The sequence below is a fragment of the Streptococcus sp. HMSC074B11 genome (assembly GCF_001808705.1).
In the GTDB taxonomy this organism is placed as follows: Bacteria; Bacillota; Bacilli; order Lactobacillales; family Streptococcaceae; genus Streptococcus.
The window spans coordinates 1-12,659 of record NZ_KV794316.1 but is presented as its reverse complement, the minus strand read 5'-3'; the positions used below and the strand labels follow the sequence as shown (position 1 = coordinate 12,659).

The window sequence follows — 12,659 nt, the reverse complement described above, 5'->3', positions numbered from 1 at the left end:
TTCTAAAAACTCTTACCACTTACCTTCTTATTTTTTGACTTCTTTACTCTAAAAATTCTATGAAAACGGTCACCTGCCAGATAGACTCTTCAACCGACCACATAGACAAAGCTTCTTGTAATTGTCAACAAAATGGTGTTTAATAGATTTGTAAGTAAGAGATCTCTATTACAACTTTACAAAGGAGAAAATATGAAAGTCAGACTTGACATTGATCAACAATATGCAGAAGAACAAATCATCATAGAAGCACCATCTTTGTCCCCTAGAATTCAAAAAGTTCAAGACTTTGTTCAATCACTGGATCAAAACGAAACTCTTAAAGGAAAATTCCAAGACCAGGTCTACTTGATTCAGATTAGTAAGATTCAACGTATATATATTGAAAATCGCAAAGTCTTAGCTGAAACGGATAGCCAAACCTATGCGCTCGACATTCGTCTTTACCAAGCAAGTGAAATTTTACCTGCTTCCTTTATCCAAATTTCCCAATCGGAAATTGTCAACATCGATGCTATTAGTCATCTAAAACTAACCTCTAACGGCTTGATTGAAATCTATCTAAAAAATGACAGTTTCACCTACTCTTCTCGCCGTTACCTCAAAGCTATTAAGGAGAAATTAGAACTATGAAAAAACAAATTTTCCACGATGCCACAACTGGTATCCTCATCGGCCTCATCCTATCTATTATCTTTTCTTTTATCTATTCACCAAGCAACTATGCACCACTTAGCCCCAACTCTTTGATTGGCCAATTCATGATCCAACAACAGGTACATGGCGCTCTAGTTTTGCTCTACTGTTCTATCATCTGGGCAGCTATCGGAGTCCTCTTTAGTTTTGGTAGCCGTCTCTTTGCCAAAGACTGGAGCCTTCTTCGTGCGACTGTCACTCACTTCTTCCTCATGCTATTAGGTTTTGTTCCTCTAGCAATTCTGGCAGGTTGGTTTCCACTTCGCTGGACTTTCATCCTTCAACTCATCCCAGAGTTTGCCATCGTCTATCTCATCATCTGGGCGATTCTCTATAAAAGAGAATCAAAGAAGGTTGCCCACATCAACCAATTATTGGCTCAGAAGAAATAATACAACAGAAACCCACTCACAGGACTGAGTGGGTTTTGATTTATAATTTTTGTTTCCATTCTAACAAGAGGTTCATGGCTTGCATCGGTGTCATATTGTACACATCTACTTTAGCCAATTCTGCTAGGATAGGATTTTCTTCCGCCGAGTCAAATAGGGAAATTTGTTCAGAAACTGCATGTGTTTGTTTCATTGGAGCAGGACTTTCCTGACCTTGGTTCTCTAATTGCGTTAATATTGCATCTGCCCTTACTAGCAAATCTGTCGGTAGCCCTGCAATCTTAGCTACGTGAATACCGTATGATTTATCAGCTGGTCCTGCTTCGATCTTGTGAAGGAAGGTAACCTGACCATTTTGCTCCAGCGTAGCCACGTGGACATTAACCAGATGTTCCAGACTAGATTCTAAGCTAGTCAATTCATGGTAGTGAGTTGCAAAGAGAGTCTTGGCTCCGATATGTTCATGGATATACTCGATAATCGCTTGGGCCAGGGCCATGCCATCATAGGTTGCCGTTCCGCGTCCAAGCTCATCAAAGAGAATCAGGGATTTTTCAGTAGCATGTGCAATAGCATTATTAGCTTCCATCATCTCGACCATAAAGGTTGACTGACCGGAAACCAAGTCATCTGCTGCCCCGATACGGGTAAAAATCGCATCAAAGATAGGCAAGTGAGCACTTTCTGCCGGAACATAAGATCCTATCTGGGCCATGACTGCTGTCATAGCTAGCTGACGCATATAGGTTGACTTCCCGCTCATATTAGGCCCTGTAATCAGCTGGATGCTAGTATCTTCACCCATTTGGATGCTGTTGGGAATATAGGTTTGGGCTCCCATGACCTTCTCAACAACTGCGTGACGTCCCTTTTGGATGTCAATTCGTGAATCCTCTCCGAACTCTGGCCGAATCAGGTGTTGATTTTCTGCTACCACTGCCAAACCTTGTAAGACATCGACAGTAGCGATTCCTTGGGCTAGGGCTTGCAGGCGTTGGATATACTTGCCAACCTCCTCACGGATCCGCATAAAAATTTCGTATTCAAGATTGGCTGATTTCTCACGCGCTTCTAACATTTCTCCTTCGATACGAGCTAACTCCTCTGTCCCGAAACGTTCAGAGTTTTTTAGCGTAGCCTTACGGAAAAAGTGGGCTGGTACGTTACCAAGCTGCGAATTGGTCACATGGAAATAGTAGCCGTCTTTTTTATTGTAGTCAATCTTGAGCGTACTGATGCCAGAATTTTCTCTTTCCTTGGCCTCAATCTCAGCAATCCAGCTGGTTCCTTCTCTCAGTACCCGACGATACTTGTCCAAGGTCTCGTCAAAACCAGTCCGAATAATACCACCTTCGGTAATCACATGAGGAGCCTCAGGAGCAATGGCTGCGCTAATAAGACTTTCCAACTCAGGAATAGGATCTAATTGTTCAATCAGATAGGCAAGAGCTGGTTGCTCCATTCCTTCTAAAATTGCTCGAATTCGTGGAACACTTCCCAAGGTAGTCGCTAATTGCAAGAGGTCTTTAGGATTGCTTTTCCCAAAAGAAACACGACTAGCCAGGCGCTCAATATCGTAGACTCCCTTTAGGCTTTCTGTCAAATCACTACGTTCAAAGAAATAATCCAGAAAGACCTGTACAACCTCCTGACGTTCAAGGATACGATCCTTGTCAATCAAGGGACGGTGGATCCAAGAGCGCAAAAGACGCATTCCCATGGCAGTCTTAGTTTCATCTAGCAACCAGAAAAGACTCCCTTGTTTCTTGCCAGTACGAGCATTTTCTACTAGATCTAAACTAGCCTTGGTTGCATAATCCATCTGCAAGAAATCCTTAATTTCATAACGGACAACTGGCTTCAAGTGATTCAACTCTCTCATCTGAGTCCGATGAACATACTGAAGAAGCTTACTGCTGACAGCTTGTTCAATAGGCGCCAAGCGTGGATCCAGCAGATGTATGTCTTCAAATAATTCTTTCTCATAAGAAAGCACCAAATTCATTTGACGGCTGAGAATCTGTTCTTCCTCTTCAGTTAAGGCATAGCCGATGACAACTTCTCTTGCCTTAAGATTTCGGATTTCACCACAGACCAGGGTAAAATCCAATAAACCTGTCACATAGAAATCACCCGTCACTAAGTCCATGTATGCCAAACCAAATTGCTGCCCGTCACGGTCAATAGCCACCAAAAAGTTGTTTTGACTATCTGGTTTACTACTATCGACGACTGTACCAGGGGTAATCACCTGCACAACCTCGCGCTTAACAACCCCTACTGCCTGCTTAGGATCCTCCATCTGCTCAGCAATGGCAACCTTGTAGCCACGCTCCACTAGGACATCAATATACTGTTGTGCTGAGTGATAAGGAACTCCAGCCATGGGAATAGGATTGTCAGCATTCTTATTGCGACTGGTTAGTGAGATTTCTAGTATCTGGGCAGCATTGACTGCATCTTCGTAAAATAACTCATAAAAATCACCCATACGAAAGAGCAAAAAAGCATCTGGATATTGTTTTTTTATATCCACATACTGTTGCATGCCAGGTGATAATTTTTCTGTCATCATCCATTCTCTCCTTGTTAAAAATAGAGAGTGGGACAGAAATCGGTAATTCGTTAGAATTCGATTTCGTCGTCCCACCTCCGCACAGTTGAGTAGGGCTGTAAAAGCTGATGAAATCAGCGTAGTAGAGCCCACTCAACCACTGCGTCTTGCTCGACAATCCAAAGACAATTGAGAGGCTAGGACTTTTGTCCCAGCCTCCTTATCTATCCTTCATCAAATCTAACAAACGATCTTCCATGAGTTTAGCAACATGCTGATCTCGGCAGATTACCAAGAGAGTATTGGCACCCGCAACTGTTCCTAAAATCCATTCATCCTTGTTGGCATCGACAACATTGGCTAAAACTGCGGCTTCACCCAATTTAGTGTGTAAAACTAAGGTAAACTCAGCTCTTGCTACACCTTCCAAATGATGGGACAAGAACTCAACCAGGTCAATCTTCTCTGTCTCATTTGCTAGTACGTAGTAGACCTTATCATTTTTCTTAACCTTGGTCAAGCCCAGTTCGCGAAGGTCACGCGACAAGGTCGTTTGCGTCACAAAAACATTGCGTGCTTCCAACCGATCCTGGATCTCTTTTTGAGTCCCTAATTTTTCCTCAGTGATCATCTGCTTGATCAACTGATGACGTTCTCTTTTTCTCATAACATCCTCTCGAGTGAATATTTATAACATTTTACAACTATTTAATAAGAACATTATACCAAAAAAACTGAATATTTCAAAAAAATTCTTATCATTCCTCAAAATTGTGATAAAATAGAAGAAAAGTCCAAAGGAGTTTATAATGAATACAAAACAATTGATTGCTAGCGAATTGGCTAGCGTCATTGACAGCCTGGATCAAGAGGCTATTTTAAATTTACTAGAACAACCCAAAAACTCTGACATGGGAGACATCGCCTTCCCTGCCTTTACTCTAGCAAAAGTTGAGAGAAAAGCTCCACAAATGATTGCAGCAGATATCGCTGAAAAAATCAATAGCCAAGCCTTTGAAAAAGTCGTTGCTACTGGACCTTATGTTAACTTCTTCCTTGATAAAAATGCCATTTCTGCTCAAGTATTACAAGCTGTTATCACTGAAAAAGAACACTATGCTGACCAAACTATTGGTAAACAAAAAAATGTTGTTATCGACATGTCTAGTCCTAATATTGCTAAACCATTCTCTATTGGTCATCTACGCTCAACTGTTATCGGAGATAGCTTGTCACATATTTTCCAAAAAATCGGTTATCAAACAGTCAAGGTCAACCATTTGGGAGACTGGGGTAAACAGTTTGGAATGCTGATTGTTGCCTACAAAAAATGGGGCGACGAAGAAGCTGTAAAAGCTCATCCGATTGATGAACTTCTTAAACTCTACGTTCGCATCAATGCTGAAGCTGAAAATGATCCTAGCTTGGATGAAGAAGCACGCGAATGGTTCCGTAAACTTGAAAATGGAGACGAGGAAGCTCTCGCTCTTTGGCAATGGTTCCGTGATGAAAGTTTGGTGGAATTTAACCGCCTTTACAATGAATTGAAGGTTGAATTCGACAGCTACAACGGGGAAGCCTTCTACAATGACAAGATGGATGCAGTTGTAGACATCCTTTCTGAAAAAGGACTTCTTGTTGAATCAGAAGGTGCCCAAGTTGTCAACCTTGAGAAATATGGAATTGAACACCCCGCTCTTATCAAGAAATCTGACGGTGCAACTCTCTACATCACACGTGACTTGGCCGCTGCCCTTTACCGTAAAAACGAATATCAATTTGCTAAATCTATCTATGTCGTTGGTCAAGAACAATCTGCTCACTTTAAACAGCTTAAGGCTGTCTTACAAGAGATGGGTTACGATTGGAGTCAAGATATTGTCCATGTTCCTTTTGGATTGGTAACAAAAGAAGGGAAGAAACTCTCTACTCGTAAAGGGAATGTTATCTTGCTAGAGCCTACTGTCGCAGAAGCCATCAGCCGTGCCAAAGCGCAAATTGAAGCCAAAAATCCGGAACTTGAAAATAAAGACCAGGTTGCTCATGCTGTTGGAGTTGGAGCCATTAAATTCTATGACCTTAAAACTGACCGTACAAATGGATACGACTTCGATCTTGAAGCTATGGTATCCTTTGAAGGTGAGACTGGTCCTTATATTCAATACGCCTATGCTCGTATCCAATCTATCTTACGCAAAGCGGATTTCAAACCAGAAACAGCTGCCAACTATAGCTTGAATGATCCTGAAAGCTGGGAAATCATTAAACTCATCCAAGACTTCCCACGTATTATCAATCGTGCGGCAGATAACTTTGAACCTTCTATCATTGCTAAATTTGCAATTAGCTTAGCGCAAGCCTTTAACAAATATTACGCTCACACTCGCATCTTGGATGAAAGTCCAGAACGCGACAGTCGTCTAGCTCTCAGCTATGCAACTGCAGTTGTCCTCAAAGAAGCACTTCGTCTGCTGGGCGTAGAAGCACCAGAGAAGATGTAAATCGTTACAAGAGACTGAAACTAAAGTTCCTAGTCTCTTGACGGCAATCGCTATATGGCGAATTGCCTAAACGCTTCACTAATTCACCTAACCAAATAATATCGATTTGGTTAGGTTCATGTCGTAGGCTTTTAATCACTTTATTGTAAAGCAGTCTAAATAACTAACGCCAAATCCTATTCGGACTTTGTCTAGGCGCTTCACTAGTCTTTCGATTGAAATATTATCGATTTCTACCGAAAGACGTCGTAATCTTAAAGTTACTGGAACTAAAGTTCCTAATTGTTGGACGCTAGCCGCTTTTATGCGGACTAGCTAACTGCTTCACTAGTCATGGCCCCTAAATATAATCTATTTAGAGGGCCACGACGTCGTAAATGAGGCGAATTGCCTAAACGCTTCACTAATTCACCTAACCAAATAATATCGATTTGGTTAGGTTCATGTCGTAGGCTTTTAATCACTTTATTGTAAAGCAGTCTAAATAACTAACGCCAAATCCTATTCGGACTTTGGCTAGGCGCTTTACTAGTCTTTCAATAGAAATATTATCGATTTCTACCGAAAGACGTCGTAATCTTAAAGTTACTGGAACTAAAGTTCCTAATTGTTAGACGCTAGCCACTTTTATGCGGACTAGCTAACTACTTCACTAGAATGACTTGAAAAGCGGAGACTCTTCGCTTTTCTCTTGCTATTCATTTCTTTATCACTTAGGGAGAATTTTTATGAGCCAATACGCTTATATCTTAGTTGTTATTAGTCTTCTCTTTCTCTTTCTTGTCAACAAATATGAAAAAGAGAAACTTCAAAGACTGCTTCAGGACCAACTATTGAAAGATCAAGATTTTCGTGCAACTATCAAAGAGAAAATCCAAACGATAGAAAATATCAATGATGTCATTGACTACATCAACAAAGGTTACCGTTTAGGGATCCCCATTTCAAAAGAAATCGTTGACGAAATTCGCAACTAACAAAAAAACTCGAGATACCATTTCTCGAGTCTTTTTTATTTATTTCTGACAGCTAAGATTTCTACCAGGATAACAATCCCTAAGGATACCATGGTTCCAAATGGTGATTCATCTTCATCAAAAATTTTATCAGAAAACATCATCAGACTAATTGCCAAGAGCAACAAAGCACTGCATAGCATAATATCCTTGAAGCTTGGTTTGCGTTTTATATACTTTAAAAATGATTTCTGTAGTTTACTCATTTGAACTGTTCTCTTTTGAAATAATTCTATGATCCATGGGATAAAAATCTAGCCCAGCAACTCTATCCTCTTACAAGGATTCAAGTTCATAAAGCTCTGCAATAATCCCTGCGACCTTCTTGATATCTCCCAGCATTCCACGCATCTCAAAGTCAGCTAGAACGGGGAAACCAAAGCGTTGGCTGTATTGCTTAGCCGTCAAACAGTATTGGTTGTTAAAATTACGATTGCCTGATCCTACGACACCAAAACACTTGCTGGCATTGTCTCCATAGGAGATAAAATCACCTACTGGAGTAGTCAAAATCTCCACATCTCCATTGTCAACACCATTGCCACCTTCTAAATAAGTCGGTAGAAAAGCAACATATGGGTTGGTCATTTCAAAGAAATCTTCTCCTTCCTTGACCAAATCTTTAATATGAATTTTTTCTACTTCAATGTTCTCATACTGTTCTAATAGGTAAGCCTTCAATCGTGTTACGAAACTCTCCGTATTTCCACTCAGACTGATATAGACTAAGGAAATTTTTTTCATTTTCTCCTCCTTTTTTGAATCATAAAAAATAACTACCAAGATTGTATCTTGATAGTTATGCTTTGTCAACTCTTAGGCAAGTTCTTCCTCTTCTTGAGTTTCTGTTAATTCTTTTTGCTGACGCCACATTTTATAGAAGACGATTGCTAGGAAGATAACATTGAGTACGATCCCAAAAATGGCTGAACCTTTGGCACCAAGCTCCGCTCCCATACGGATGTTAGGGTCTGTAAAAAGTGAAACCGCATCCTGAACTCCGATAAAGTTGTAGATAGAACCAACGATGGCAACGAAGACATAAGCAAGATAAGTGTAGTTAGCCAATTGAAGGTTTTTACGAATAAGGAAAACCAAAGCTACAACAACCAGAATAACAGATAAGACAACCAAGAGAATGCTGAAGATTGAATGGCCATGCTCCGATACCTTAATGGTGTAAGCAACGAGCTCCTTAGCATAAGTAGCATTAACACCTGATGCTGATGTTTCTAGATTGTTCATACCCTCCGCAGTAGGTACTGGAGATATGATTCCAAATAGTGACATTGCTGAGAGTAAGGCTGAAAAAATCAGTAATACCCATAGATAGATTGGTTTCTTTTTCATCAAAGCAACCCCCTTATGTTTTTTTAGTTTATTATAGCATATTTTAACAGGCAAAACAAATCCTACAAGTTTGCTTCCACCTGTTTACGGTAGGCCTTAGGAGACTTCCCACATAGTTTTCGAAAGACCTTATAGAAATAGCCTACATTACTGTAACCAACCGTATAGCAAATATCCTCAATACTATCATTTGTAGATAGCAAGAGCTGCTGAGCTGCCTTGATGCGTTGCTTATTGAGAAGCTCTGCAAAGGTGGAATTGGTTTCCTTCTTGATCAACTGCCCCAAATAAACGGGATTGATAAAGAGATCCTTGCTGATATCCTTGAGGGAAAGCTCTTTTTTGTAGTCTCTACCAATAACTTCAAGCACACTGACTACATTTTCATTCATGCGGTATTGGCCGAAGAAGGATGTCAAGGTTTCCTTAGTATAAGCGACTAAATCCTCAAAAGTTGTAATGGCATGAATGTTCTTGACAATATCTGTCATGTCGTCTGCCTTCAGATGTTCAAAAAGATGGAAAACATCCATGACAAACTGGGTAAAGAGCTGCTTGGTAATGGATACCCTCGGTGTGTTTTCTAAGACAATCTTCTCAAGTAAGGTCAACTCCTCGATAATCTGCTGGAGATTTCCTTGAATAATCACTCGATAGATGGGCTCGTAATAAGAAAAGAGACTTTCAGACTGATCTAAATTGACCGATCCATAAAAGAGAGTCTTTTCAACATCACGCTTCCACTTTTCAAAGTTGATTTGATAAGGTGCTTCAAAAGGCATGACCAATAAGCCCTCAAATTCCTGATCTGCAAGGACGATCTGCCAATCCTGACCTAGAACATAGTAGGGAATAACAAAATCCCCTTGTTTTTCTTTTGAAAGTCCAATCCACCAGTTTTCTTTTTGGCTGAGATGAGTCTTGAAGGCTTCTTCATCGAGTTGCTGACTCAATATTTCGGGCTCATGAGATTTTTCACCAAGCTGACTGGCAATCTTTTCAAGCAAGCGTTCCAGTTCAACCTTATCGACTGGTTTGACCAGATAATCAACGACATTGAGATTCATGGCTTTTTTGACATAGTCAAATTCTTGGTAGCCTGAAAGGAGGATATAGTAAGCATTTGGCAACAACTCCTTCATCTCCCCAATCATTTCAAGTCCTGTCTTGTCAGGCATATTGACATCTGAAATAACAATATCGACGGAATGTTCTCGAACGTAGTCCAGAGCATCATCAGCATGATTGGCTGTTGCAACGACTTCCATATCCCACTTATCAAAAGGAATCAAACGTTTGAGACCTTCTGTAATCATGTACTCGTCGTCCACTAAAAGTACTTTATACATCTTTATCCTTTCTCTTCGTTTTGAATGGTGATTTGATAGCGAACACCTTCTTTTTCAACAGATTCTACACTGATATCATACCGGTCACCAAAGCAGAGCACAAAGCGCTCATGCACATTGACAATCCCAATGGACTGGCGTTTCCCACTATAATCCACTATATGTTCAAAGGTTCTTTGAGCTAATTTATCCTGGATCTCTGCTAATTTTTCGGCAGGCATTCCACGCCCATTATCGGTTACCAAAATCTCAACATAGCCTTCTTTTTTCAAGGCCTTGATACTGATAACATTATCCGTTCTTCTGTGGTCAACTCCGTGGGCAAAATAATTCTCCACCAAGGGTTGGAGGGTGAATTTTGGAATGCGCATTTCTTCCAAGTCAGGGTCGATCTTAAATCCGTAAGCAATGGATTTTGGATAGCGAACCATACAGAGATAACTGTACTTCCGACAAAACTCCACTTCTTGCTTTAATGTTGTTTCTCGCTCATCAGAGATGTTGTTGCGCAGGAGACTACTGAATTCGTAGATAATATCCGCTAGTTCATTTTGGTTTTCCATGACCGCGTACATCCGTATAAACTCGAGGGTATTGTACATGAAATGTGGATTTATCTGAGCTTGTAGAGCGCGCATATGGGCATCTTTTTGACTCAGTTCAAGCTGGTAAATATCATGGATATTTCTCTCCAGTCGGTCCAACATATCATTTGTCGTCTCAGCGATTAAAAGCAATTCCTGGTCTTTTTTCGTGAGATCAATTCTTTTACCCTGCTCCCCTTGCGCAATATCATGGATTGTTTCCACTAGGTCAACAACCTGTGTTTGATACTTCGAAAATGTTTTTTTCAAGGTTACATATAAAATAACGATAAAGAGGAGACTCAAAGCAAGAATAAAGACAGAACTAGAGATACTACCACTAAGGACATAACCTCGAGGAACTGCAACCTGAACCTGATAACCATGAGCAGTCTCGTCTTGCAACCATTCCTCTCGATCACTTTTTTCACCTTGGTGAAACATATCCGTTTCAAAAGGAGAGGTTATGCTCACAGCAATTGGGATATTTCCTCTGGTATTGTCAATAGCCTTATAAAAAACATCGGAAGATACAGAAACATAAATAACTCCAAGAGCTTGATCCGATACTGGATCGGATACGGGAACGGCAAAACTATTAGGATCTGGCTTAAAGGCGTCTGCAGAAACCTTGTAACCACTACGATTGTCCCTAGTCGAAACAAAAACTTCTGTTGAGTCTTGCAAGACAATAGCTACACCCGTTACAAAATCATTGCGCACATAAAGGTCATCGATATTTTCATAAATGGATACAGAAACATAGGGTGATGCCTTACGCTCCAGTTGCCAATAGAAATAATCTGGGGTACTAAGGCTAAAATACTTATAAATTCCCTCGATTCTCGCTTGATTATCTACTAAACTTTGGGCTGAACGCGCTGACTCTCGATAATAATACTCAACCTCGCTCACCGTCCGAGTCAAAACCCGCTGGGAAACCTGTCTTGCTTCTTTTTCGCGACTATCCCAGTTTACATAGGAAATCAAAAGAGCAAAACTAGCAATGATGACAATCATCACCCAGCTATAGGTTCTAAGGAGCGAATGAAGCCAAAATTGTTTCATTCTATTTGGACGCCAATTTTTCATGAATGTTTTCATAAACAGGCTCCAATAAATCACTAATAAAGAAATGCCACATTCCAATCCCTACAAAAATAATGAGGGCTGGCATATAGAAGCCAATGATGGCTAACAAGACGCTACCAAGAAGAACTTTTGCCACTGCTGACAAGCTCATAAAAATTCCGATAAAGGCTAGCTTCAAGGTATTTTGATAGGATAAGTCAAAATAAACTTGCAATTTTAGAGAAACTGTATAAGCCAAAAATACCAAGGCCACCAAAAAGATATTTAAAAAAGTTGCTGCCAAGTGGATAATGGTCTGATGCGGCAATTGGATCATGAGATACAAACCATAAATCAACATCAAGTCAAGTCCCATAAAGGTGTAGAAACTGAGATTGCTTTTAACAAAATTACTCTTAAATAAATCCCATGCTTCCTTGAAACGATAAGCACGGTAAGAATAGCCGTGTTCTGCAAATAAACTCATGAGAGTCGCACTAGCTGGCGCTATACCAAAGACTACTCCTCCCGCTAGTGTCAATAACCAAAAATAAGCTGTAGCTATCATCCCCAAAAAGAAACGATGAAAGACTAGCTCAATAAAATTTCCCACGGTTTGCCTCCAAAAAAATAATCTAGAACTATTATAACATATTTCAAGCGCTCTCAAAAATAGGAGGAAAGAAAAGGCAGTGAGAGTTGAACCTGCTACCTTTTAGAAGCAAGTTCGGAGCAGGTATCCATCCTTGTCAAATGGCCAAATGTTAGTTTATAAAGGATAAATATAATTGTTTAATAATGTTATTTGTGCTATAATAAATATAGATAGTGATACCGATCAATGACCAAAGGAGTTTTCAGAAAAGATAAACATATTTGCAGATTAAATACTTACTATTCAACTTATTTACTGGATTAACAAAATAACGAAAGGAGTATGAATCATGACTTTAAGAACTACTTTGTTTTGTGTTGCGCTTGTATTGACTCTTTTCTCTGATAAATTGTTCAAACAACAATATGTAAAAATCGTAAAAATAATTTGCGCTATAATCTTATTAGTCGCTTCATTATCATATCTGTTCTAAGTTATTTTAAGAATACAGGAATTTGTTTGTCCTGTATTCTTTTTTTCTCTATAAAACG

12 protein-coding genes are annotated in these 12,659 nt (G+C 39.9%); 4 read left to right on the top strand and 8 right to left on the bottom strand.

From position 1 onward, the window contains the following. Positions 1-192: 192 nt before the first annotated feature. Both HMPREF2619_RS10420 and HMPREF2619_RS10415 read left to right on the top strand, forming a co-directional pair. Positions 193-633: a LytTR family DNA-binding domain-containing protein gene (locus HMPREF2619_RS10420; RefSeq protein ID WP_070461128.1), complete on the top strand. Its 441-nt coding sequence runs from the start codon at positions 193-195 to the stop codon at positions 631-633. After that, entirely contained in the window at positions 630-1,088 is a 459-nt protein-coding gene (locus tag HMPREF2619_RS10415; protein ID WP_061863449.1) for a DUF3021 domain-containing protein, read from the top strand. The genes HMPREF2619_RS10420 and HMPREF2619_RS10415 overlap by 4 nt, the downstream gene beginning before the upstream one ends. A 40-nt stretch (positions 1,089-1,128) precedes the next feature. Here HMPREF2619_RS10415 and mutS read toward each other — a convergent pair whose 3' ends face one another. Then, positions 1,129-3,663 (bottom strand): DNA mismatch repair protein MutS, encoded by a 2,535-nt coding sequence (gene mutS, locus HMPREF2619_RS10410; RefSeq protein WP_070461126.1) that lies wholly within the window; start codon positions 3,661-3,663, stop codon positions 1,129-1,131. A gap of 199 nt (positions 3,664-3,862) precedes the next feature. After that, positions 3,863-4,309 (bottom strand): arginine repressor, encoded by a 447-nt coding sequence (gene argR / locus HMPREF2619_RS10405; RefSeq protein ID WP_001231485.1) that lies wholly within the window; start codon positions 4,307-4,309, stop codon positions 3,863-3,865. Between the two features lie 142 nt (positions 4,310-4,451). On the opposite strand from argR, the gene argS reads away from it, so the two are divergent. Both argS and HMPREF2619_RS10395 read left to right on the top strand, forming a co-directional pair. Then, complete coding sequence (gene argS, locus HMPREF2619_RS10400; RefSeq protein WP_070461125.1) at positions 4,452-6,143, top strand: arginine--tRNA ligase; 1,692 nt, start codon at positions 4,452-4,454, stop codon at positions 6,141-6,143. Positions 6,144-6,871: 728 nt separating this feature from the next. Continuing rightward, positions 6,872-7,120, top strand: coding sequence for a hypothetical protein (locus tag HMPREF2619_RS10395; RefSeq protein WP_049527311.1), 249 nt, complete (start codon positions 6,872-6,874; stop codon positions 7,118-7,120). A gap of 35 nt (positions 7,121-7,155) precedes the next feature. On the opposite strand, the gene HMPREF2619_RS10390 is transcribed toward HMPREF2619_RS10395, so the two are convergent. From HMPREF2619_RS10390 to HMPREF2619_RS10365, 6 genes are all read right to left on the bottom strand, one after another. Further along, positions 7,156-7,365 carry a hypothetical protein gene (locus HMPREF2619_RS10390; RefSeq protein WP_070461123.1) on the bottom strand — a complete coding sequence of 70 codons (210 nt, stop codon included), beginning with the start codon at positions 7,363-7,365 and terminating at the stop codon, positions 7,156-7,158. A 70-nt stretch (positions 7,366-7,435) separates the two neighbouring features. Then, positions 7,436-7,903 carry a class Ib ribonucleoside-diphosphate reductase assembly flavoprotein NrdI gene (nrdI, locus tag HMPREF2619_RS10385; RefSeq protein ID WP_070461121.1) on the bottom strand — a complete coding sequence of 156 codons (468 nt, stop codon included), beginning with the start codon at positions 7,901-7,903 and terminating at the stop codon, positions 7,436-7,438. A gap of 72 nt (positions 7,904-7,975) precedes the next feature. After that, the gene (locus HMPREF2619_RS10380; protein WP_061863452.1) at positions 7,976-8,509 is read right to left on the bottom strand and encodes an ABC transporter permease; all 534 of its coding nucleotides are present in this window, start codon (positions 8,507-8,509) and stop codon (positions 7,976-7,978) included. Positions 8,510-8,571: 62 nt separating this feature from the next. After that, complete coding sequence (locus HMPREF2619_RS10375) at positions 8,572-9,858, bottom strand: response regulator transcription factor (protein ID WP_070461119.1); 1,287 nt, start codon at positions 9,856-9,858, stop codon at positions 8,572-8,574. A gap of 2 nt (positions 9,859-9,860) precedes the next feature. Then, the gene (locus HMPREF2619_RS10370) at positions 9,861-11,534 is read right to left on the bottom strand and encodes a sensor histidine kinase (protein ID WP_083279659.1); all 1,674 of its coding nucleotides are present in this window, start codon (positions 11,532-11,534) and stop codon (positions 9,861-9,863) included. After that, on the bottom strand, positions 11,512-12,126 hold the full coding sequence (locus HMPREF2619_RS10365; RefSeq protein ID WP_070461117.1) for a YesL family protein: 615 nt from the start codon (positions 12,124-12,126) through the stop codon (positions 11,512-11,514). The genes HMPREF2619_RS10370 and HMPREF2619_RS10365 overlap by 23 nt, the downstream gene beginning before the upstream one ends. Positions 12,127-12,659 lie beyond the last annotated feature (533 nt).